Raw genomic sequence first — 21162 nt, forward strand, 5'->3', positions numbered from 1 at the left:
CCTATACGAAGGGCGTCCCGCCGATTCGACAGTGGCGGCGATTTTTCCGCGTTTTTTCTTTTCGCGCACATCGGCGCAGGTCAAACTAGCTTGTAGTGCTATCTAGGTAGTACTGCTACATTGCTCGCCGTGGATCAGGACCGGCGAGGCCAGTGGTTGCGGGGAGTGCTGGCGCCCTGCGTGCTGGCGCTGGTCGCGGAGCGGGAGTCCTACGGCTACGAGCTGGCCCAAGCGCTCGACGCCGCCGGGCTCGGCCCCATCCAGGGCGGCACGCTCTACCCGGTGCTGCTGCGGCTGCAACGGTTCGGCCTGGTCACCGCGAGCTGGCGGGACGGGACGGCCGGGCCCGCGCGCAAGTACTACCGGATCACCGCGGAAGGCCGGGAAACACTGCGGCACGCCACCGCCGACTGGCAGGAGTTCTCCGCCGGGGTGGCCTCGATCTTGCGGGAGGGAAGATGAACCACGACGGATGGCTTTCCGCGCTGACGCACGAGCTGCGTCGTCGCGGCGTCGGCGAGGACGCGGCACGGCAGGTGGTCGCGGAGGCGGCGGTGCACCTGCGGGAAAGCGGCGGAGACCCGATCCGGGTCTTCGGACCGCCCGCCGTCTACGCCTCGGCCGTTGCCGAAAGCGTGGGACGGCCGAGGCGCCGTCCCGGCGAGGTGCTGCTGGAGGCTCGTGGCATCACGAAGAAATACGGCCGCCGGACGGTGCTGGACGACGTCGGCCTCGTGGTGCGGTCGGGGGAGATCGCCGCGGTGATCGGGGCGAACGGCTGTGGCAAGAGCACCTTCCTGAGCATCTGCGCCGGGCTCACCGGCGCGGACAAGGGCGAGGTCCGTGTGCGCGGTTCGCTCGGCTACTGCCCGCAGGACGGTGGCACGGCGGACTTCCTCGACGCGGGAGAGCATTTCGTCCTGATCGGCGCCGGCCGCGGGATGGCCCGTGAGGAGTCGGCCCGGGTCGGCGCCGCCCGTGCCGCGGCGCTGGACTGGACGCCCGCGCGGGGCGGTCAGGCCCGGCACCTTTCCGGCGGGACCCGGCAGAAGCTGAACCTCGTGCTCGCCGGGCTCGGCGAACCGGACGTGCTCCTGCTCGACGAGCCCTACCAGGGTTTCGACAAGGGCGCCTACCTCGACTTCTGGCAGCAGGTCTGGCAATGGCGGGAGGCGGGCAAGGCGATCGTGGTGGTCACCCATCTGCTGAACCAGCTGGACCGGGTCGACACCGTCCTCGAACTCTCCCCGGCAAGGAAGGCTGTCGCGTGAAGAAGATCCTGACGGTCGCGGAGATGGCGCTGCGCGAACTGCTGCGGCGCCGGTCGGTCCTGCTGATCCTGGTGCTGCTGCCCCTGCTGTTCTACTTGAGCAGGCGCGGAGATCACCTCGGCCAGTCCATCCGGTTCGTCTGCCTCGGTCTCGGCTGGGCGCTGAGCACCGCCGCGCTGTTCGCCGGCAGCGCGAGCCGTGCCATGGAACCGCGGCTGAGGCTTTCGGGTTACCGCCCGCAGCACCTGTACCTCGGCCGCTTGAGTGCACTGTGGACGGTCGGTTTCCTCTTGTCCACGCCGTACTTCGTGCTGGTCCTCGTCGATCAGCACGACGTCCGGTACGGCCCGGTCGCGCTGATCATGGCACTGACGGTCGCCGTGTCGGCGCCGTTCGGGCTCGCGCTCAGTTCGGTTCTACCGCGTGAACTCGAAGGGACGCTGGTCCTGCTGATGGTCGTCGGGTTGCAGATGATGGCCGACCCGTCGAGCCTGATCGCGCGACTGCTGCCGTTCTGGTCCAGCCGGGAGATCGGCACCTACGCCATCGACCACACGGACATCGGTTACCTGACGCGGGGTGTCGCGCACGGCGCGGTCTCGTTCGTGCTCCTGCTCGGCGCGGTCGCCGTCGCGTCGGGGTTCCGGTTGCGGCGTCGTTCGCACCTCAAGTTCGTTTAGCGTCCTGCACCGGAAGTTCGCGCCGTAAATCCGTATCGGTATCCGGCCGTTTCGCGCCTGGTCCGGAGTCGTGAGGTGAGGAGTAAGGCAACCGTGTCGTGGCGCGGGCCCGGTGTCGCTGCTGCGTAGGCGTTCTCCTGGTAGTGAGGGCCTCCTTGCCTACTCTGAGGGTAGTGAAGGAGGCTTTCGCTACCGTCGGATGTGGTCCCTGGTGATAGTGGGGCGGCTGTGGCCTCGGCGGCTGGTCGTGAAGTACATGAAGGCCTCCTTCCTTGCGCTAGACGCAAGGAAGGAGGCCTTCATGTACTTCGGTAAGGCGTGACTCGCGTGCCTAGATGCCGCACTCGGGAGTGCGGAGTCTGAACACGCGAGATCCGGGTCTGAGCACGCGAGTGCGGTGTCGCGTCACCCAACCCGCCGTTTCGCGCCTGGTCCGGGGTCGTGAGTGGCGATTCGGGTTCTAACCCGAATCGCCACTCACGACCTCCGCTGACACTCAAGACGACCCCCGGCACTCCCGTGGCCGGTCCGGAACCTCGCCATGAAGGCATCCTGGCTACCTTGAAGTCAGCGAAGTGCTGACGGCCCCGGCCGACAGCATCTTCACCGCACGAAACAAGATCCTTCGGCACCCACTTCCGGCTCGGGACACTGGCGGATCCTCCTGCCTGGTACTGCCGGACCCAGGTTGACCAGACCGTTCCTGCTCCGGCTGATACCCGGTTTCCTGGACTCAGAACGCGAGAACGAGTCCACTTAGGAGACACAGAGATGACGAACTCCCCGGCACGGCACGCGAACAGGGTCGCCGTGGTCACCGGCGCGTCCAGCGGGATCGGCGAGGCGACCGCACGGCGGCTCGCCGCCTCGGGTGCGGCGGTCGCGCTGATCGCCCGGCGGGCGGACCGGCTGGAGACGCTGGCCAAGGAGATCGAGCGCGACGGCGGTACCGCGCTCGTGCTCGCGGCCGACGTCGCCGACGCCGAGGCGATGCGGGCCGCGGCGGCCAGGATCGAGGCGGAACTGGGCCGCGCGGACCTGCTGTTCAACAACGCGGGCGTGATGCTGGCCGCGCCGATCGACGAACTCGCGACCGGCGACTGGCAGCGCATGATCGACGTCAACATGACGGGCCTGATGAACGCGATCGGCGCCTTCGTCCCGCATCTGGTCGCTTCGGCGGCCGAAAAGGGTGTCGCGGACCTGGTGAACACCTCGTCCATCGGTGCGCAGGCCGTCTTCCCGTCCTTCGCCGTGTACGTCGCCTCGAAGGCGTACGTGACGCACTTGTCGAAGAACCTCCGCGCCGACCTCGGTCCGAAGAGCGTGCGGGTCGCGGCGATCGAGCCCGGCCTGGTCGAGACCGAACTTCAGGACCATGTCACCGACGCCGGCGCGCTGGAGTGGCTGGACGGCGCGCGCGAGTCGCTGACCTGGCTGAAGCCGGACGACATCGCCGAGACCGTGGCGTTCCTGACCTCGCTCCCGGCGCGGGTGAACCTCCAGCAGGTCACCGTGATGCCGACCGCGCAGGTCTGAGCCGGGTTCAGGGGAAGAGGAGCCGGGCGATCGCGCGGGCCGCGGTGTCCGGATCCTCGAGGTGCTCGGTGCGCAGCGCGCCGGTGAGCCACAGGTTCGCGAACCCGTGCATCAGCGACCACGCGGCGACCCCGGCCATCGCGTCGTCGCTGACCGACGACGCGCCGCTGGTCAGCAGAAGCCCCGCGCGGTCACGGGCGACGGCCAGTGCCTCGTCGTCCTCGCGGTGGAGTTCGGGGCGGAACATCACCTCGAAATGCGCGCGATGCTCGATCGCGAAACGCACGTAAGCCACGCCGACCTCGGCGAAGTCCTGCTCGCCCTCGGCCGCGAGCGCGTCGGCGAGCAGGTCGAAACCCTCGGTGGCCAGTGCGGTGAGCACCCCGGCCTTGTCGCCGAAATGGTGGACCGGCCCGGCGTGCGAGACCCCCGCGCGCCGGGCGAGGTCGCGGAGGCTGATCCCGGCCGGGCCGTGTTCCGTGATTGCCGCGACGGCGGCGTCGAGGACGGCCCGGCGGAGGTCGCCGTGATGGTAGGGACTCATGCCCGTGAATCTAGTCATTGACAAGATGACCCGCAACGGCGCATCTTGTCAGTGGAAAGTTTCGCTGCTCGGAGGGCATGCTCATGGATCCCGGTCTCGTACCCGTACTGATGTTGATCGCCGTCACGGCGACGTTGTCCCTGCTGGGCGCCGTCGGTGTCCGGCGGCTGAAGCCCTGGCCGGTGGCCGTGCGCGGCGGCGTCGCGGCACTGTTCGTCACCACCGGCCTCGCGCATTTCATCGGCATGCGCGAGGAACTCGTCGCGATGGTGCCGCCCGCGTTGCCCGCGCCCGAGCTGCTGGTCGCCGTGACCGGCGTGCTCGAACTCGCGGGCGCCGCGGGAGTGCTGTGGTCGCGGACGGCGCCGTGGGCCGCCGCCGGGCTGACCGTCCTGCTGCTGGGGATGTTCCCGGCGAACGTGTACAAGGCACTGCACGGGCCGGTGACGTCGGTGCTGGACGAACTGGTGCCGCGGAGTCTGATGCAGGTGGTCTTCCTGGCCGCGACCGGGTCACTGGTGGTGTATTACGCCCGTACGCCGAACAGACCCTTTGCCCAAAGGAGACCTTAAGTCTTTCCCAAGTCCGGGTCGCGCCCCGGAATTGGGCCCTACCATCCCAGAATGAAGATCTCATTGTGGATCGGATTCTGTGGGCTGTGCATCCTCGCCGGGCACATGCTTCTCGGGGCACTCGGTCTCGTACTGCTGATGAGCTGTCTCCCGGCGGGGCGTGATCACGAATCCGGTGACAGAAAAGAGAAAACGCCCGTCTGGCTGGCCTGAGGAGAAATCCTCAGCCCAGCGTGCTCGCGAAAGCGAGCGCACCCAATGCCGGAATCGCCACCGCCGTGAGCAGCATCGTCTTCCGGCTCGGTCGGGGACTTTCCAGTAAGGCGCGGATACCGGCCGGAACCAACGCGACACAAAGACCGGCGGTTCCGATGATCGAAACGAATTCGGTTCCCTTCAACACGCCCAATGGCAGAAGTCCCATCGTCGCCAGCCCGATCGAGCCGTCGACGCCGAGCACCTTCGCGCGGTATGCCGCGAAGGCGAGGACGTACCAGCCGAACATGATCGTGAACGACAGGAAACTGAACAGATGCAGGTCCTGGTAAGACTCGCTGACGACGCTTTCGGCGAAGCCGGCGCCGCGTCGTCCGGCCAGTCCCAGCGCGGCCTGGTCGATCCCGGCGTGGAAGGTCCGTTCGAAGAGTCCGATGAGGACGGACAAGCCGGCCCAGGCGGCCAGTACCCGCCTGGTCCGGCCGATTTCCGTGGCGAGCGCGATGATCGCGGGGAACAGCACGACGTTGCCGGCCAGGAAACACGTGTACGCGGCCGTCATCAGGGCGGGATGCTCGCTCATCGCCCGGAGCTGCTCCGGGAAGAAGAAGCCGAAGCCTGACCGCAGCAGCGTTCCGGTGAGCAGGAGGACCGGGCCGAGGATCATCGAGACCGCGGCGACGCGGCGGCCGGGGAAGGTGTGGTTCATACCGGTCAGCCTGCTGGGAGACGGCGCTTTCCGGATCGGACCGTGGGCTGGACTCCGGTATCGGAGGTATCAGACCAGGGTTTGAGCCGGTACGGGGGTTTCCGTGATCGGATTTCCGGGTAGGCCCTCTGGCATGCGACTACGACTGCGCCCTCGGCAGCCCGAGCTGTTCGAGTTCTTCACTCGGGCGGCTCACAACGCCGAGCGGGCCGCGGCCGCGATCGGCGGCCTCGGGGATCCCGCCGTCGGCTCGGCGGAGCTCAGTGAGCGCTTGGTGGAGATCGAGCACGACAACGACGAAGTGACGCACGAGCTGTACAACAAGCTCAATACGTCGTTCATCACCCCGTTCGATCGGGACGACATGTACCGGCTGGCCGCGCGGCTCGACGACGTCATCGACCAGCTCGAAGAGGCGGCCACCCTGGCTCACCTGTACGGGCTCTTCGACGGCGAGCCGCCGCCACCGGAGATGGTCCGGCAGCTCGAGATCCTGCGGAAGCTCGGCGACATCGTCGCGCCCGCCTTCGAACAGTTCGCCGAGAACAAGGACCTGAAGCAGTACTGGGTCGAGACGAACGCGCTCGAGAACGAGGCCGATCGCGAGTATCGCCATCTGCTGGTCCGCCTGTTCGGCGGACAGTACGAGGCGCTCACCGTGTTGAAGCTCAAGGACGTCGGCGACAGCCTGGAACAGGCCGCGGACGCCTTCGAGCACGTCGCGAACACGGTGGAAGCGATCGTCGTCAAGGAGTCGTAGCGTGAGCGGCGAGTTGATCGCGGTCCTCGTGGTCATCACGGTCACGCTCGGCTTCACCTTCACCAACGGTTTCCACGACGCGGCGAACGCGATCGCCACGTCGGTGTCCACCAGGGCGTTGAGCATCCGCGCCGCGCTGGTGCTGGCGGCCGTCGGCAACCTGGCGGGGTCGTTCTTCGGTGCCAAGGTGGCCAAGACCGTCGGGGCCGGGATCGTGCAGCTGCCGACCGGTGTCACCGGGCTGACGGTGGTCGCGTGCGGGCTGCTCGGCGCCATCGCGTGGAACCTCGTCACCTGGCATTTCGGCCTGCCGTCGAGTTCGTCCCACGCGCTGGTCGGCGGGCTGGTCGGCGCGGCGCTGCCTTCGGCGGGCCTCGTCTTCTGGGGCGGCATCGTCGAAGACGTCATCGTGCCGATGCTGATCTCGCCGCTGATGGGCTTTGCGCTCGGCTACGCGTTCATGCTCGCGATCCTGTGGATCTTCCGCAACGGCAAGCCGAAACGCCTGAACAGAGGCTTCCGGATCGCCCAGACCTGTTCGGCCGCCGCGATGGCGGTCGGGCACGGGATGCAGGACGCCGCGAAATCGATGGGCATCGTGGTGCTGGCACTGGTCGCGGGCGGCTACCAGACCGGCTGGCACATCCCCCTGTGGGTGTACTTCCTGGTCAGCGCCGTCCTCGCGGCCGGGACCTACTCCGGCGGGCGCCGGATCATCGCGACGCTGGGCCGCAAGGTGATCGACCTCCGCCCGCCGGAAGGCTTCGCGTCCGAGGCGACCGCGAGTTCCGTGCTGTACGTCGCCGCCCTCGGCTTCGGCGCGCCCATCTCGACAACGCACACCATCACGGCGGCCATCATGGGCGCCGGTGCCACGCGGCGGTTCTCCGCCGTGCGCTGGGGAACCGCGGGCAACATCCTCGGCGCCTGGTTCCTCACCTTCCCGGCGGCGGGGGCGGTCGGAGCCCTTTTCGCGTGGCCGCTGCTGGCGATGACGTCCTGACGGAAGAAGCCCGCCCCCGAAGGGACGGGCCCGCTCCCGCTCCCGGGGTCAGTAGGTGTCGAGCACGATCGCGATGTCGCCCAGCGGCAGCGGGAAGTCACCCACCTTGGTCGCCGCTCCGTTCAGCAGGTTGACGGTGTAGAACGCCGAGCCGCCGCTCGCCGGGTTCAGCACCGCGAACCCGGTCACCGACGTCGCCTTGCCGCCGTTCAGGTCGCTGTAGATGTCGAAGCCCGCGTTCGGGCCGGCGTCGACGCCGAGCGCGCCGGTCGGGGCCAGCAGCCCGTTGTTGGCGGGCGACTGGATGAGCACCTGGTCGCTAGCGGTGCCGATGTCGAACAGCGTGGTCGCGCTGTCGGGGTTGAGGTCGTTGTTGGTGTACGCGGCCGCTGTGACGCCCTTGGTCGGGGCGGTCAGCGGCGGGGTGGTCAGGGTCGAGTCTTCGGTGGTGCTGTGGGTGGCGAGGTTGTGACGGAGGTTCTGGCCGTTGTCGCTGATGACGCGCAGCCGGTCGGCCGCCGGGTTGAAGTCGACGCCGAAGTACGTGCCGTACAACGGAACGCTCAGTTGCGAGACCTTCGTGACAACGACATCGGGAGTCTCGGGCGGCGTCTTGATCGTGTAGATACAGCCCTTGTTGCCCACCCCGTACATCACGCCGTTCTGGACGCGGAAGTCGATCCCGATCAGGTTCGTCTCCCCGCACACGAGTCCGTTGACGAGCCGGACCCAGCCGAGCACCTGGGGTTGGTCGGTGGTGAAGGCCGCCATGAGTTTGCCGTCGGTCGAGATCGCGTACGCCTTCAGCCCGGCGACCTGTGCCGAACTCCCGCCGGCGGTCCCGACGACGAGCGCCGCCGCGACGGTCACCGTGGTGGCCACCGCGACCATGGCCTTCTTGAGCCCTGTCTTCATCTCCTGCTCCCCTCAACGGAAACTGTGCGGCCACAAGCTAATCGGCGGCACTGGACACCGATTGGACGTCGATTGGACCCGGCGTACGGCGGATTGCGGGCGCGGGGGACCGGCGGAACAGTGGGAGGACAACGGGACGAGGGGTAACGATGACGATCAGGAATGTCGTGGCCGGTTCGGTGCTCCTTTGCGCGGGGCTCACGTTCGCCGCCGAAGGTGAGGCGGACGCGGCGCGCGACTGCGCTTCCGGCGTCAAGACCATCAAACCCGTCGTCCTCGAAGACCCGGGAAGGTGGACCTACACCTACGGGCTTTCCTGGTGTGCGGACGGCGGGACGATCGGCTGGGCCGAGCCGTCGGTGACCCCGCGGGTGCTCGATACCGCTTGCCGGTGGGTCGGCCGGATCGAGGAGGCGGTGAACCCGGTGCAGGGAGGTCCGAGGTGGAGCGCGTTCGACATGAGCGAGTTCTCCTGCTTGGCCAGTGACGGCAAGGAACACGGCGTGAATCCGTGGGTCGTCGTCACGTTCGCCCCGGCGGGCGCGTACGACACTCGAAGCGGCATCGAACCGACGTGACTCAGGCGCGGAGGATGGCGTCCACGACGAGCGCCGCCCGTCGTCGCAGCGCCCGGTAGCCCGCCCGCTCGGCCAGCGCGAGTGCCTGCCGGGCCTGGCCGATGTCCCCGGTGGCGGTCGCGAGGCCGATGAGTGCGTCGACCTCGGGATACCGGTCGCCGGTTTCCCTCAGCAGGGTCAAAGCCTGCCGGTAGCGGCGCGCGGCGTCCTGGTGCCGTCCCGCGCGGTGATGCACGCCGGCGAGCGCGACGAGGGCTTCGCCTTCGCTACGCGGTTCGCCGGTCTCCCGCGCCAGCCGCAGACCGTCGCGCGCGTGGTCGAGGGCGTCGGTGAGCCTGCCGAGATCGCGGTACACGGACGCGAGCCTGCCGAGCGTTTCCGCTTCTCCCGCCCGGTTCCCGGCGTCGCGATGCAGGGTGAGCGCCTTGGCGAGCAGCCGTCCCGCCTCGGCGACGAAGCCTCGAGCGTGCTGCACCTGCCCGAGATTGCTCAGGTTGATCGCCACGCCGTAGTGCGAGCCGAGCCGCCGATACCGGCGCAGCGCCTGCGCGTAATGCTCGGCCGCCCGCGGCAGATCGCCCATCTCCCACTGGACGAGCCCGAGATTGCCGAGCGCGACGGCCTCACCGGCGGGCCTGCCGCTGCTCCTGCTCAGTTCCAGGCCCCGCGAGAACCGCGCCGCGGCGGCGGGAAGCCGTCCGGACTGCCAATACGCGCAGCCGAGATTGCCCAGCACCGCCGCCTGCGCCTCCACCCATTTCGCCCGCCGGGCGAGGACGAGCGCGCCCGCGTAATACCGGACGGCCTGCCGGTACCGGCCCTGGCGGAAACTCAGGTCGGCCAGGCTGAACCGGGCGGACGCGACGGCGTGGAGATCGCCGTCCTCGTCGGCGGCGGACAGCGCGGCTTCGGCGGCGGCCCGCCATTCCACCTGGCGCAACGACATCCAGAAGTAGCCGCGCAGGGCGTCGGACAGCGACCAGGCCACCGCGGCCGGCCCGGATCTGGCGGCGTCCTGGACGACGGCGACGATGGCGCCCAGTTCCGTCTCCAGCCAGTCCGCCGGTGTTTCCGTGACGGCGCCGGGGATCCGGCCGCCGGGTACGACCGGATGGCTGCGGAACATATGCGGATACACCAACGTTGCCGCGTGGTCGACCGCACACAGGTACCACTCGTGCAACCGCCGCCGGGCGGCTTCACGTTCTGCCCGGCTTTCCTCCGCCTCCAGGCGATCGGCGGCATAGCGGCGAAGCAGGTCATGGAAGTGATACCGATCCGGAGCATGCTGCTCGACCAGATGCGCCCCCGCGAGCGTGTCCAGCATCGGCCGTGCTTCACGCAGACCGGTGAGGACTTCGACCGGTTCGATGCCGATGTCGTTGCCCGGTATCAGGCTCAGCAACCGGAACAAACGCTGCGTTTCGGCGGGCAGGGCCGCGTAAGAGAGGTCGAAGGCGGTCCGGACCGCGATCTGTTCGTCGCCCGGCACACTGAGCGCGGCGAGCAGATTGCCCTTCCGCAACTCGATGGCGTAGTCCTCCAAGCCGTAGCCGGGGTTGTCGGCGAGATTGGCCGCCGCGATCCGCAGCGCGAGTGGCAGATTCGCGCAGAGTCCGGCCACTTCGGCGGCCGCCTCGTGTTCGGCCTGGATCCGTTCCGTACCGATCACCCGGCCCAGCAACTCCAGTGCCTCACCGGGATCGAGCATGTCCAGCGTGAGCCGCCGGGCGCCGTGCAGGGCGATCAGCCCGGTCATCCGGTCGCGGCCGGTCACCAGCACCAGACAGCCGGGGCCGGCGGGCAGCAGCGGCCGGACCTGCTCGGCACCGGCGACGTTGTCCAGTACCACCAAGGCTTTCCGGTCGGTCATCAGCGTCCGGTACAGCGCGGACGCGGTTTCCGTGTCCGCGGGTACGCGTTCGGCGGGGATCTCCAGCGCGGACAGGAACCGGCTGAGCACTTCGAGCGCGGACGCGGGCGGGCCCGCCGAATGGCCGCGCAGGTTCGCGTAGAACTGCCCGTCGGGGAACCGGCCGGAGACGCGGTGCGCCCAGTGCACGGCCAGCGCGGTCTTCCCGGCCCCCGCGCTCCCCGAGACGGCCGCGATCGCCACCGTGCCGCCGTGTCCGCCGGGGCGCGGCAGCAGTTCGTCCAAAATGGACAGTTCGGTGGCCCGGCCGGTGAACCAGTGCGTTTCGGCGGGTAACTGCCGCGGTATCCGCTTCGCCGGGCCGGCCTCGACGATCCCGATCGGCTCGCCGTCGTCGAGCAGGGCGGCGTGCGCCGCGAGCAGTTCAGGTCCGGGTTCGACGCCCAGTTCCTCGATGAGCCGTTCGCGAACCTGCTGGTACAGACGGAAAGCCGTGGCCCGCTGCCCGGCGCCGTGATACGCGCGGATCAGCCGCGCTTGCGCGGGTTCGTCCAGCGGCTGGTCCGCGGCGGCCTCGACGAGCTCCGTCAGCACCTCTTCGGCCGCGCCGAGGGCGAGCATCGCGTCACCGTACCGGGCGAGCAGCGAACGGCGTTCCGCGACCAGCGACACGACCTTCGGATGCGTTGCGAGCAAAGGGATATCGGCCAGCGGTTTACCTCGCCACCAGCGCAGGGCCTCGCCGAACAGGGCGGCGGCCCGGCCCGTCTCGCCGTCACGCTGGGCGTCGTTGCCTTCGGCGACGAGACCCCGGACGTGCGGCAGGTCGATCTCGACGGCGTCCCAGCGCAAGGCGTAACCGCCGCCGACATGCGGCAGGAGCTCGCTGCCGGACCGCGGCGGGCGGCCGAGTTCCAGCAGCCGCCGCAGATGTTTGACGTGCGTCTGGAGGACGTTCACCGCGCTGCGTGGCGGTCGTTCGCCCCAGAGCGCGTCCACCAGGTCCTGCTTGGACATCGCCTCGCCGCCCGCGAGCGCCAGCAGCCCCAGTACGGCGCGGCGCCCCGGTGGGCCGAGGTCGACTTCCGTCCCGTCGAGCCATACGCGCAGCGACCCCAGCACCTGGATCCGTACGGCCGTCGGCGCCACCGGTGGGAACGTAATCGCACCTTCCGCCGTCGCACAAGGACGAACGCCGGAAAGGGCCCCGCTGCGCCCGCCTTTGGGTCCGCTCAGGCTAACGCGGTTCGGCGGGCAGGAGGTCGTGCCCGTTCCAAGTGAACCGAGCCGTGGTCACCGCGTCGTCGCCGTCACCGCCGGTGATGAGCTGGTGGATGCCGACGCCGCCGAGTTCGGCGTAGGTGCACCATTCGTGGTCCGAGGTCAGCATCAGGTCGAGGTCCAGCGCGGACAGCAGGCCGAACACCTGCCCCCGGTTGGTGGTGTCGACGCCGACGAACACCTCGTCGAGCAGGATCACCCTCGGCGCTTCGGGCGCGGCCTGGTAGTGCGCGGCGACGGCGGCGAACAGCGGCAGATGCAACGCGATCGCCTTCTCCCCACCGGAAAGCGCGCCGTGCAGCTTCTTGGTCAGCAGCTGCCAGCCCGCCCCGTTCGCGCGGTCGACCTTGACCACGAACCGGTGCCAGGACGTGTAGTCGAAGACCTGCGCGAGCTGCTGCTCCCAGCTGGTCGCCGTGTCGTCCGCCTTCGCCTGTTCGACGCGCTCGCGGAAGAACTTGTGCAGTGACACGCGGTCTTCGGCGGTCAGCTGGTCCGGATCCTTCAGCAGCAGGTCCCGCGCGGTCTTGGTACCCGGCGGCAGATCGGGGGAGACCTGCCAGACCAGCCGGACGGCGACCCTGGACGCGGTCCGCACGCGTTCGAGCCGCGCGTTCATGCCGTCGACGAGGTCGTTGGCCTGCCGGATACGGGCCGCGAGATGACGGCGGGTGTCACCGGTCAGCGTCTTGTCGAACAGGTCGCTTTCGCGGTCGGTGATCTCGTGCCTGCTCTGTTCCGCTTCGGCGTAAAGGATCTTCAGCAGTTCGGCCGCGCCGACCCGCAGCCCGTCGACGACGGCGGTGAAGATCTGGACGTCCTCGTCGGTCTCCAGATCGAGTTCCGCCCGAGAGCTGAGCGTGTTCCGGCAGGTGTGCACGGCCTCGGACAGCCGGTGCAGTGCCTCGCCGAGGTTGCTGGGCGCATGCGGCACGGACGGCCACGCCGCGGCCACCAGCCGGGCCGTGTCGAGCGCCGATCGCACGCCGTCGGAGGCGGACAGGGTGGCCTGGAACTTCGGCAGGTCCTCGATCCCGCCGTCCGCGGGGAAGACACCGGTGGCGAGCTTCCGGAACCGGAGCGCGGCGGCGTCCTGCTTCTTGGTGGCGTCCTCGCGGGCGGCCGCGTCGGTCGTGCGCCGGACCCCGAGCGCGCCGAGGCGGACCGCGAGTTCCTTGGCTTCGGAGTTCGCGGCGCGGAGTTCGACGGCGAGTTCGCGCAGTTTCGTGCGCAGGCCGTCGATTTCGGCGAGTACCTCGCGCTGGCCGGTGCCGACGCTGCCCTCGATCGCGTCGAGCATCGCGGTGAGCTTGGTGCGTTCGGCCTCGGCTTCGGAAGCCTCTTCCTCACGCCGGGCGGCGTTCGCCTCCGACCGGTCCGCCTGCTCGGCGCACAGCTCGGCCCGCTGCTGCGCGGTGATCAGGTTTCCGTGCTCGTACAACCAGTTCTCACCCTGGTCGGAATAGGTGCGCAGGGCCGTGGCGAGCGCGGTCAGCGGCGCGCGTTCGGTCGGCAGCCCGCTCTCCGAAGCCTGCGCGGTCAGCTCGTGCAGGGCGGTCTTGGCCTCGATCTCCAGCGCGGAGACGGCCGTCTCCCCATGCCGGACGGCCGCGTCGGCGGCGGTCAGCTCCGCCTCGGCCGCGGTCGATTCCCCGGTCGCGGCAAGGAGATCGTCGTGGCCGGGGCGGGCGGCGCGTTCGATCTTGATCAGCTCGCGCCTGCCGCGCAACGCGGCCAGCTCGCCGTCCAGTTCGGCGATCGTCTTCTCACGGAGGGAGATCTCGTCCCGCAGCCCGGCGATCCGGCGCTCCCTGGCGCGCAGGCGGGCGGCGGCACCGATGTACGCCGGGGCGTCCTTCGTCCAGCTGCCCGACAGGCCACCCATCCGCCAGGCGCCGTCCGCGCCGATCGCGGCGGGACCGGCGGGAAGCACGTCGTCGAAGGCGATCACTTCGAGGATCCGGCGGATCTTCGCCGGGGAGAGTTCCGCGTCGGGTTCCGGGACGAGGACGTCGGCGAGCGAACGGCCGGAGGTCACCACCGGCAGCGTCCCGGTCTCCGCGAGAACGTCGTGTCCTTCGACGACACCGTGGGAGTTCACCCAGGCGTCCAGCAGCCCGGCGCCTTCGAGGGCGGCCTCGATCCCCGCGTGCGTGCTTTCCGGGACCGAGCCGGCGAAATCGACCAGCCGCCACAGCGGCGCGCCGCTCATCTCCGCCCGGTCCGCCGTGCGGGTGCGCGGCGACGCGGGCGCGAGGACGTCCTCCGTTTCGAGCACGCCGGCCTCGACGAGGAGTTCGTCGTGCTCGGCGCGCGCCGCGGCCAGCGCGGCACCGGTCGCCGCCTCCCGCCGGATGATGTCCTCCAGCACGGTCTCGGCGACCGCGCTGATCCTGCCCAGCAACGAGACTTCCGCCTCGGCGTCCCCGACGAGCGCTTCCACGTCGGGGAACCGCAGCTCACGGCAGCCGATCGCCCATTCGGCGAGCCGGGTGCGCAGATCGCTCAGCGCGAGCTCCCGCGTCGCCGTGGTGAGGTCCAGCCTTTCCTGCGCGGCCGAGAAATCCGACCTCGCCCGGTCGAGATCCGCCTCCGCCTGGTGACGGCGGCCGACGGCGCGATCGCGGATGTCCATCGCCCGGCCGACGCTCTCGACCTGGTCACGTTTGCCGCGGACGGCGGCCTGCAGCAACGGACGGAGCCTGGCGGGTTCCGATTCGTTCAGTCCGGAGACGAGTTCGTCGTGCACCCCGGCCAGATTCGCGCGGGTCGCGGCGGCACGGACCTCGGTCTCCATCGAGCGGACGAGGTCGGCCTGCCGTTTCGCGACCTGCTTCGCCGCCCGCGACCGCTCCTCGTCGGCGTTCGCCTCGGCGCGGAGCCGATCCGCGTCCGCGCGCAGCGTTTCCGCCTTTTCGCGCGTGGACAGGGTCCGCTGCCGCAGCTTGTCGAGTTCCTGGCCTTTTCGGTACGAGTCGGACTCGGTCAGCCCGGCGAGGCGGGCTTCGGTCTCCTCGACGTCCTTTTCGAGCTTCGCCGCCAGTGCCTCGGCGGCTTCCTTCTTCGCGGCGACCTCGTCGTACTCCTCGGCCGAACGACGGGCAGCCGCGGCGAGTTCGTCGAGTTCGGTGGTCGCGGCGATGAGGTTCGCGGCGCCCGCGCGCAGCACACGCTGGGCGTAGGTCTTCTGCCGCGCGGCCAGCGCGCGGGTCGCGTCGACCTCGGTCTCCAGCGAGCCCAGCCGTTCACGCTGCGCGTCGAGCCGTTCGAATCCCTCGGCGAGCTCCGCGATCTCCTGCTGCCCCAACGGCGGAAGCGCGCGGGAGAGCAGGTTGGACAGCAGGCTCGGGTCGAGCCGCTGCGAGAGTTTGGGCATCCGCAGCTGGAGCAACGCGGTGATCAGCGCGTCGTACCGCTGTTCGCTCAAGGTGGGGAACAGCTTCGCGCGGATCTCGGCGCGGTATTCGGCCGCGCCGGCGTGCACCGTCCCGTGCTCGCCGAGGGCTTCTTCCAGCGCGTTCTTGGTCAGCGGCTGGCCTGCCTCGTTGACCAGCGGCAAGCCGTCGCCCACCCGCAGGCCGGTGGTGAAGAAGTCGGCGTGCACCGTGCTGGTGTGCGTACTCGCCTGAAGCCGCGCACCGCAGGTGAACCACTTGTCCCCGGCCATGCCGAATTCGAGCCACACGTACCCGACGCGCGTGGCGCCGGAAGCGCCTTCGCCCATCAGGTTCCAGTGCATGCTGCGTTCGCTGGTGCCGAAGGTCGACAGCCGGTTGGCGCGCAGGCTCGCGTCGAACAGGAACGGCAGCAGCAGTTCCAGTGCCTTCGACTTCCCGCTCCCGTTGGGGCCGCGCAGCAGCAGCCGCCCGTCGTGGAACTCGAAGATCTCGTCGTAGTAGCGCCAGATGTTGAGGATGCCCGCACGGGACGGGATCCACCTCGTCACGGTCACGGCGCCTCCTCGTTTCGGTCGGTGTACCTCGCGGCGGCCGGGAGTGGCCGGACGAGTTCGCCTTCGGTGCGGATCAGGCCGAAGCCGGTCAGCACCGCGAGCGCGTCGACGGTCAGCCGTCGCACGCCGTCCTTGCCCCGGTAGGTCTTGGCCCAGCGCGGGAACCGTTTCAGCAGTTTCGCGGTGGCGTTGCGCAGGTAGTCGGTCGTCCGCGGCTCGTCCAGCGCGTCGAGCAGCAGGAGCGCGGCGACCTTGGCGTTGCTGCCGTCGTCGGGGAACCGCTCGTCGGTGGCCAGCCCGTCGACGTCGACGAGCAGCACGCCCTCCGCGCGTTCTTCGAGGACGAAACCGCCCTGCTCCGCGGCGCGCCGCAGCAACTGGCGCCCGGTCGGCGACCCGAGGTACGCGCGCTCCTCCGCGGTCAGTTCGGCGAAGTACAGCACCGGGTCGTCGACGAGACGGCGGAAGACCGTATGCCGAAGCCACAGGTTCCGCTGGACGTCCGACGCGCTCGGCGTGTCCTCGTGGCGGCCCGACGAGAGGCCGTAGCGCTGCTCGTACGACACCGCCTCCAGCAGCTCCTCGAATCGCGACGCGACATCGTCGGCGGGCACGGCCAGCTGCGACGGCCCGACCGGCGCGGCGAGCATCCGCAGCAACAGGGTCGCGTCGACCCGGAACAGCACCTTCGCGGTGGTTTCGTCCACAAAGGACTCCGGGTCGCCGTCGGCGGTTTCGAGGACGCCGAAGGACTCCAGCAGTTTGAGGACGTCCACGAACGCGAGCCGTTCCGCCCTGGTGGCCACGTCGAACGTGGTCACGAGGTCGTCCGCGGCGCTCGCTTTCGCGACCCGGCCGGCGAGCAGGCCGATCGTGGTCACCGGCACCGTGAGCAGTTCGGCCGCCACCACGCACAACAGGACGTAGCGACGGCGGTCGAACGCCGCGCGCCCGGAACGCACCCGTCGCGCCGGGCGGGTGGGATCGGCGGCCGCGCGGATCTTGACCAGCCGGGCGTAGCCGAGCCGGGGTTCGACGGTGAGCGTCCAGCCGCAGTAGTAGTCGAACCACTGCCGGATGGGTTCGCGGCGGCGCCGGATGAGGTCGAAGGTCTCGGGGGAGCCGCGTTCGCCGATCAGCGGGGTGGCCAGCAGCGCCCGGATCCCGCGCGCGACCTCTTCGCGCTCCGCGATCACCAGTTGGTTCGTGAGGCTCACGCACCGCCTCCGGCCGTACTGATCTCGATCTCGTAATCGGGGCCGCGGAAGACACCGCTCGTGGTGGTCAGGCGTGCGACAGCGCCGTTTCGCGACGGCCTCAGGACGATCTCGATCTGTCCGTCGGACGTCGTGCTCCGCCGGGTGCCGTCCGTGCCGGGGCTGCTGCCCAGCGCCTGGCCCAGCAGGTCCAGCAGCCGCTCGAAAACGGTGTGGTCGAGCTTCTCGAACGCCGAAAGCCGCACGACTCCGCCGGTGTCGAGCATGCTCCACGCCGACTCGAGTTCGGCGCGTTCCGCGATCGCCTGCCGGACCCGTGCCGCCCGGATCTCGGTGACGTCGCGAACGCGCCCGGTCCGGGTGAACCGCTCGGTGCGGCCCGCCGACCGGAGCAGTTCCGACACCTCGACCGGCGGCGCGTCGAGCCACGACGCCGTCGTGCTGACCACTTCCGGATCCGCGTGGGCGAGGTGCGCGTGCCGCGCGGAACTGAGCCCGAACATCGTGGACCACAGGCGATGCAGGTCCTCCTGCGCCGGGACGACGGTGAACCACCGCGCCAGCTCACGGAAATCGGCGACCGCACTGCTCGCGCGCCGCCGCGATTCGGTGATCCGGTCCAGCACCTGGAGCAACGTGATGATCGCCCGTCGCGCGACCTTGTGGAGCTCCTCGACCCGCGGCGTCGCCCCGTCTTCGGGCAGGAACCACGCGCGAAGCCCGCCCCAGCGGGCCTTGCGGAGCTCCAGCCAGCGCTGATCCGGGCCAGGCAGGGCGGCGCCGTTGAGCGCGCGCCGGTGCACCCGCTCGATGCCGTGGTCGTCGATCTCCTTGATGCGGGTGGCGATGGTGTGCGTGTGATGCTCGAGGTCGTTCAGGAACTCCTGCAGATACGCGACCGTTGATGCCTTGACCTCGTGGAACGTCGCGAGGTCGGCTTCGGCGTGCAGCAGGCGCTGGAGGTCGCCGTTGAAGCGCTTCGTGTTGTCGCGGAACGCCTCGAGGTGGCTCTCGACTTCGGCGAGCGTGCTGAACACGCGCCGGTCGGTGCCGTCTTCGAGCTGCTTCGCGAGCTCACCGAGCCGCTCACCCAGCGCTTCGAGCGTCGCGGTCTGGAGAGCACCGGTCGCGTTGAGCACCTCGTTCGCGCGGACCACACCCGCGTACGCCGCTTCGCCCTGCCGAGTGAGCGAGTACTGGAGATTACGGCGCTCGTACTCGGACGCCGTCCGGTAGTCGCCCGCGTGGTTCTGGACGACGTCGAGGTGGCCTTGGGTCCTCAGCTGGTCCAGCGCCTTGACCAGGTCTTCGTCGTCGAGCGTCTCCAGCCAGCCGACTTCCCGCAGCCGCGTGCGGACGTCGTCGATCCCGAGCGCCGTCACGAGCCGCTCGTTCGCCTCACCGAAGGCGTGCAGGATCGCCAGGGGGAGCCCTGATCTGCTGCCGTCGGTGAAACGGAACAGCTCGGGCGGAACACGGAGCGGATCCATGCGTCCTCCGGCGGATGGTGCGTGGAGCTACACGTTAGGGGGTCACCCAGACGAGTCCGAACGGACCGTCGTTTTCACGCAGAGTGCTCAGGTCGTGAACAGCTCAAGGTGCACGGTGGTCCCTTGGACGGTGACCTTCCGGACCACCCGGCGGCCGTCGACGATCCGGTCGTCGTTCATCACTCCGGGAGCGAAGTTCGACGCCTCGAGCAGCTTGGGCACGTCCTCCGCCGGAAGGGTGAGGACGACCTCGTACCTCGAATCGATGCCCCGGTCGTACTTCATCTCCAGCACCTTCCCGCTCGCCGGCATCGAGATCCCGCCGAACCGGAAGGCGTCCTCGGGTTTCGGGGCATCCGGTGCCGTCGCGCAACCGGCCAGGAGGAGGGCGAGGACCGCCAGCAGGGTTTTCACCTAGCGTGAGACGCACGGCGGACGTAAGCGTTCCGTCACACCCGGACGGGGATGACAGGCGCGGTCCGGCACGTTGTACTGGATGTCAACGACCAGAGGAGATCAATCGTGACGGAAAAAGCTGTTCTCGCGGGCGGCTGCTTCTGGGGCATGCAGGACCTGTTCCGCCGGCACCCCGGAGTCGTCTCCACCAGGGTCGGCTACACCGGCGGCGACGTGCCGAACGCGACCTACCGCAACCACGGCTCGCACGCCGAAGGCATCGAGATCGTCTTCGACCCTGCGCAGCTCTCGTACCGCCAGATCCTGGAATTCTTCTTCCAGATCCACGACCCGACGACGCGCGACCGCCAGGGCAACGACATCGGCACCAGCTACCGCTCGGCGATCTACTACACCGACGACACGCAGAAGCAGGTCGCCGAACAGACGATCGCCGACGTCGACGCCTCCGGCAAATGGCCCGGCAAGGTCGTCACCGAGGTGACCCAGGCCGGTGACTTCTGGGAAGCCGAGCCCGAACACCAGGACTACCTGGAGCGCATCCCCAACGGCTACACCTGCCACTACGTGCGGCCGGAATGGCAACTGGGCGAGCGCTGATCGTCGCGCTGCACGTCTCGTCCGTGCACGCCTACGAGGGCCGTCCCTCCTTGGGGGCGCGCCCTGATCCTTCCCCGGTCTCGCGCGACCACGTCGTGGTGCGCGCGGGACTGGGGCTGGTGGGGGACCGGTACTTCAACCATCCCGCGCATCGTTCCGCCGCGGTCACACTGTTCTCTGCCTCGGTGCCCGGCGACCCACTGCTGGCCCGGCGGAACATCGTACTCTCCGGCTTCGACGTGGACGCTCTGCCGCGAGGCACTGTTCTTACTTTGGACTCGGGCGATGGCCCGGTGCGCTTCGAGGTGCACCGGCCCGCGAATCCCTGCGCGTGGATGGACGTCGTCTATCCCGTCGGTACGTTTCGGGCGCTGCGGGGCCGCGGCGGAAAGCGGTGCGTGCCGCTGGACGACGGCGTCTTACGCGTTGGGCCGGTAGAGATCTCTTAGTCCCGCTTTGATCTGTTCCGTTGTCATGCTTCGCCGCTGGTAGACATACTGCGCCGCCGCCAGTGGCGCGAGCAGCGCGTCGGCCTGGAAATGCGCGTCCGCTTCCGGCTCGATCTCGCCGATCAGCGCGACCAGATGACTGTGGTGCAGCCGGTACGCGCCCGTGACGAACCGCGCCATCGGCGTCTCCGTCTCCGCGACCATGAGCAACTCGCCATGCGTCTCAAGTCTGTCGACGTACGCGTCCATGAACGCCCTGAGCCGTTCTTTCGGTGGCGCTCCTGGCCCGAGCGGTGGCGGCCCGCTGATGAACGCCTCCTGGAACTCGCGCTCGTTCTCGTCGAGCAACGCCTGCGCCAACGCGCCCTTGTCCGGGAACCGCCGATACACGGTCCCGATCCCGACGCCCGCCTCCACCGCGACCTCGTCCAACGCGAGGCCGTCGATCCCTTTGGCCGCCACAAGCCTGGCCGCCGCGCGGACGATCTTCTGCCGGTTGCGAGCCGCGTCCGCCCGCTCTGGAGTCCCGGCTCCTGCGATGGGAAGCACTCGGTGAGCCTAACCGGTGGACAAGTGGAACTTTCTCCGGTTAACTAAGTGGAGGAACTTCCACTTAAGGAGAATTGGATGTCCGTCGAACACTTCACGAGCGCCGACGCTTCGACCTGGTTTCAACGCCTCGACCAGCAGATCTTCTTAGCCGACGTCCTCTCGCAAGACAGCGGCGCGGCGATGTCCGTCGGCTTCGCCCGCTACGGGAAGGGCGAGAAGAACCCGTGGAAGATGACCTATGACGAGGCCCTCGTCATCACTTCCGGCACATTCACCGTCGAAGGCCCCTCGGGGTCGGTGACGGCTGGTGCCGGCGAGGTGATCTACCTACGGGCGGGTACCGAGGTGGTCTACGTGGCCGACGAGGACGCGGAACTGGTCTATGTCACCTATCCGCATTGGCTGACCGCCGCGGAGTCGTCCGTTGAAGCTCATCGCCTCAATGACTTCCACGAGGCGTGACGACTGGTTCTCCAGACCGTTTGGTTGCACGGAGAATTCATGGTGAAGAACTCTCCGTGCTGTCGAGCGTCCTTACTTCCCT

At 69.1% G+C, this 21162-nt stretch carries 21 protein-coding genes; 12 read left to right on the forward strand and 9 right to left on the reverse strand.

From position 1 onward, the window contains the following. Nucleotides 1-129 precede the first annotated feature (129 nt). From DMH03_RS09490 to DMH03_RS09505, 4 genes are all read left to right on the forward strand, one after another. Nucleotides 130-462 carry a PadR family transcriptional regulator gene (locus DMH03_RS09490; protein ID WP_125789302.1) on the forward strand — a complete coding sequence of 111 codons (333 nt, stop codon included), beginning with the start codon at nucleotides 130-132 and terminating at the stop codon, nucleotides 460-462. After that, nucleotides 459-1271, forward strand: coding sequence for an ATP-binding cassette domain-containing protein (locus DMH03_RS09495; protein ID WP_125791665.1), 813 nt, complete (start codon nucleotides 459-461; stop codon nucleotides 1269-1271). The genes DMH03_RS09490 and DMH03_RS09495 overlap by 4 nt, the downstream gene beginning before the upstream one ends. After that, nucleotides 1268-1951, forward strand: coding sequence for an ABC transporter permease (locus DMH03_RS09500; protein WP_125791666.1), 684 nt, complete (start codon nucleotides 1268-1270; stop codon nucleotides 1949-1951). Before DMH03_RS09495 ends, DMH03_RS09500 begins: the two co-directional genes overlap by 4 nt. Before the next feature lie 771 nt (nucleotides 1952-2722). After that, the gene (locus DMH03_RS09505) at nucleotides 2723-3490 is read left to right on the forward strand and encodes an SDR family oxidoreductase (protein WP_125791667.1); all 768 of its coding nucleotides are present in this window, start codon (nucleotides 2723-2725) and stop codon (nucleotides 3488-3490) included. Nucleotides 3491-3497: 7 nt separating this feature from the next. Here DMH03_RS09505 and DMH03_RS09510 read toward each other — a convergent pair whose 3' ends face one another. Then, nucleotides 3498-4034 (reverse strand): TetR/AcrR family transcriptional regulator, encoded by a 537-nt coding sequence (locus DMH03_RS09510; RefSeq protein WP_125791668.1) that lies wholly within the window; start codon nucleotides 4032-4034, stop codon nucleotides 3498-3500. A 77-nt stretch (nucleotides 4035-4111) separates the two neighbouring features. Between DMH03_RS09510 and DMH03_RS09515 the strand changes: the two genes are divergently transcribed. After that, nucleotides 4112-4606 (forward strand): DoxX family protein, encoded by a 495-nt coding sequence (locus DMH03_RS09515; RefSeq protein WP_125791669.1) that lies wholly within the window; start codon nucleotides 4112-4114, stop codon nucleotides 4604-4606. Nucleotides 4607-4657: 51 nt separating this feature from the next. Continuing rightward, on the forward strand, nucleotides 4658-4819 hold the full coding sequence (locus DMH03_RS42025) for a hypothetical protein (protein WP_158633069.1): 162 nt from the start codon (nucleotides 4658-4660) through the stop codon (nucleotides 4817-4819). 10 nt (nucleotides 4820-4829) lie between these two features. Here the strand turns inward: DMH03_RS42025 and DMH03_RS09520 are convergent, their stop codons facing one another. Next, nucleotides 4830-5531 (reverse strand): hypothetical protein, encoded by a 702-nt coding sequence (locus DMH03_RS09520; RefSeq protein WP_125791670.1) that lies wholly within the window; start codon nucleotides 5529-5531, stop codon nucleotides 4830-4832. Between the two features lie 133 nt (nucleotides 5532-5664). On the opposite strand from DMH03_RS09520, the gene DMH03_RS09525 reads away from it, so the two are divergent. Together DMH03_RS09525 and DMH03_RS09530 are read left to right on the forward strand one after the other, a co-directional pair. After that, nucleotides 5665-6291, forward strand: coding sequence for a DUF47 domain-containing protein (locus DMH03_RS09525; RefSeq protein WP_125791671.1), 627 nt, complete (start codon nucleotides 5665-5667; stop codon nucleotides 6289-6291). A 1-nt stretch (nucleotide 6292) separates the two neighbouring features. Then, entirely contained in the window at nucleotides 6293-7294 is a 1002-nt protein-coding gene (locus tag DMH03_RS09530; protein WP_125791672.1) for an inorganic phosphate transporter, read from the forward strand. A 48-nt stretch (nucleotides 7295-7342) separates the two neighbouring features. Here the strand turns inward: DMH03_RS09530 and DMH03_RS09535 are convergent, their stop codons facing one another. Continuing rightward, nucleotides 7343-8209, reverse strand: a complete 867-nt coding sequence (locus DMH03_RS09535) for a DUF4394 domain-containing protein (protein ID WP_199748801.1) — start codon at nucleotides 8207-8209, stop codon at nucleotides 7343-7345. A 149-nt stretch (nucleotides 8210-8358) separates the two neighbouring features. Here DMH03_RS09535 and DMH03_RS09540 point away from each other — a divergent pair, with 149 nt between their 5' ends. Next, the gene (locus tag DMH03_RS09540; RefSeq protein WP_125791673.1) at nucleotides 8359-8787 is read left to right on the forward strand and encodes a hypothetical protein; all 429 of its coding nucleotides are present in this window, start codon (nucleotides 8359-8361) and stop codon (nucleotides 8785-8787) included. Between the two features lies 1 nt (nucleotide 8788). On the opposite strand, the gene DMH03_RS09545 is transcribed toward DMH03_RS09540, so the two are convergent. The 5 genes from DMH03_RS09545 to DMH03_RS09565 form a co-directional block, all read right to left on the reverse strand. Beyond that, nucleotides 8789-11809 carry a tetratricopeptide repeat protein gene (locus DMH03_RS09545; protein WP_233611389.1) on the reverse strand — a complete coding sequence of 1007 codons (3021 nt, stop codon included), beginning with the start codon at nucleotides 11807-11809 and terminating at the stop codon, nucleotides 8789-8791. Between the two features lie 88 nt (nucleotides 11810-11897). Continuing rightward, a complete protein-coding gene (locus DMH03_RS09550) occupies nucleotides 11898-15893 on the reverse strand; it encodes a TIGR02680 family protein (protein WP_125791674.1) in 3996 nt (1331 codons plus the stop codon). Further along, complete coding sequence (locus tag DMH03_RS09555; RefSeq protein ID WP_125791675.1) at nucleotides 15890-17110, reverse strand: TIGR02678 family protein; 1221 nt, start codon at nucleotides 17108-17110, stop codon at nucleotides 15890-15892. Before DMH03_RS09555 ends, DMH03_RS09550 begins: the two co-directional genes overlap by 4 nt. Beyond that, nucleotides 17107-18600, reverse strand: coding sequence for a TIGR02677 family protein (locus DMH03_RS09560; protein ID WP_125791676.1), 1494 nt, complete (start codon nucleotides 18598-18600; stop codon nucleotides 17107-17109). The genes DMH03_RS09555 and DMH03_RS09560 overlap by 4 nt, the downstream gene beginning before the upstream one ends. Nucleotides 18601-18687: 87 nt before the next feature. Continuing rightward, the gene (locus DMH03_RS09565; protein ID WP_125791677.1) at nucleotides 18688-19014 is read right to left on the reverse strand and encodes a hypothetical protein; all 327 of its coding nucleotides are present in this window, start codon (nucleotides 19012-19014) and stop codon (nucleotides 18688-18690) included. Nucleotides 19015-19122: 108 nt separating this feature from the next. Between DMH03_RS09565 and msrA the strand changes: the two genes are divergently transcribed. Next, nucleotides 19123-19617: a peptide-methionine (S)-S-oxide reductase MsrA gene (gene msrA, locus DMH03_RS09570; RefSeq protein ID WP_125782317.1), complete on the forward strand. Its 495-nt coding sequence runs from the start codon at nucleotides 19123-19125 to the stop codon at nucleotides 19615-19617. Next, nucleotides 19596-20066, forward strand: a complete 471-nt coding sequence (locus DMH03_RS09575) for a molybdenum cofactor biosysynthesis protein (RefSeq protein WP_125791678.1) — start codon at nucleotides 19596-19598, stop codon at nucleotides 20064-20066. Before msrA ends, DMH03_RS09575 begins: the two co-directional genes overlap by 22 nt. Here DMH03_RS09575 and DMH03_RS09580 read toward each other — a convergent pair. Further along, nucleotides 20037-20615 carry a TetR/AcrR family transcriptional regulator gene (locus tag DMH03_RS09580; RefSeq protein ID WP_125791679.1) on the reverse strand — a complete coding sequence of 193 codons (579 nt, stop codon included), beginning with the start codon at nucleotides 20613-20615 and terminating at the stop codon, nucleotides 20037-20039. The genes DMH03_RS09575 and DMH03_RS09580 overlap by 30 nt on opposite strands. Before the next feature lie 78 nt (nucleotides 20616-20693). Here DMH03_RS09580 and DMH03_RS09585 point away from each other — a divergent pair, with 78 nt between their 5' ends. Further along, nucleotides 20694-21080 (forward strand): cupin, encoded by a 387-nt coding sequence (locus tag DMH03_RS09585; protein WP_125791680.1) that lies wholly within the window; start codon nucleotides 20694-20696, stop codon nucleotides 21078-21080. Nucleotides 21081-21162 lie beyond the last annotated feature (82 nt).

The sequence above is a fragment of the Amycolatopsis sp. WAC 01376 genome (assembly GCF_003947415.1).
GTDB lineage: Bacteria > Actinomycetota > Actinomycetes > Mycobacteriales > Pseudonocardiaceae > Amycolatopsis.

Excerpts from the sequence above, each read along its gene's own strand:
- DMH03_RS09510 (WP_125791668.1), bottom strand. The coding sequence starts at position 4,034 with ATGAGTCCCTACCATCACGGCGACCTCCGCCGGGCCGTCCTCGACGCC.
- DMH03_RS09520 (WP_125791670.1), bottom strand. The coding sequence starts at position 5,531 with ATGAACCACACCTTCCCCGGCCGCCGCGTCGCCGCGGTCTCGATGATC.
- DMH03_RS09505 (WP_125791667.1), top strand. The coding sequence starts at position 2,723 with ATGACGAACTCCCCGGCACGGCACGCGAACAGGGTCGCCGTGGTCACC.
- DMH03_RS09535 (WP_199748801.1), bottom strand. The coding sequence starts at position 8,209 with ATGAAGACAGGGCTCAAGAAGGCCATGGTCGCGGTGGCCACCACGGTG.
- DMH03_RS42025 (WP_158633069.1), top strand. The coding sequence starts at position 4,658 with ATGAAGATCTCATTGTGGATCGGATTCTGTGGGCTGTGCATCCTCGCC.
- DMH03_RS09540 (WP_125791673.1), top strand. The coding sequence starts at position 8,359 with ATGACGATCAGGAATGTCGTGGCCGGTTCGGTGCTCCTTTGCGCGGGG.
- DMH03_RS09515 (WP_125791669.1), top strand. The coding sequence starts at position 4,112 with ATGCTCATGGATCCCGGTCTCGTACCCGTACTGATGTTGATCGCCGTC.
- DMH03_RS09560 (WP_125791676.1), bottom strand. The coding sequence starts at position 18,600 with ATGGATCCGCTCCGTGTTCCGCCCGAGCTGTTCCGTTTCACCGACGGC.
- DMH03_RS09495 (WP_125791665.1), top strand. The coding sequence starts at position 459 with ATGAACCACGACGGATGGCTTTCCGCGCTGACGCACGAGCTGCGTCGT.
- DMH03_RS09525 (WP_125791671.1), top strand. The coding sequence starts at position 5,665 with ATGCGACTACGACTGCGCCCTCGGCAGCCCGAGCTGTTCGAGTTCTTC.
- DMH03_RS09585 (WP_125791680.1), top strand. The coding sequence starts at position 20,694 with ATGTCCGTCGAACACTTCACGAGCGCCGACGCTTCGACCTGGTTTCAA.
- DMH03_RS09575 (WP_125791678.1), top strand. The coding sequence starts at position 19,596 with ATGGCAACTGGGCGAGCGCTGATCGTCGCGCTGCACGTCTCGTCCGTG.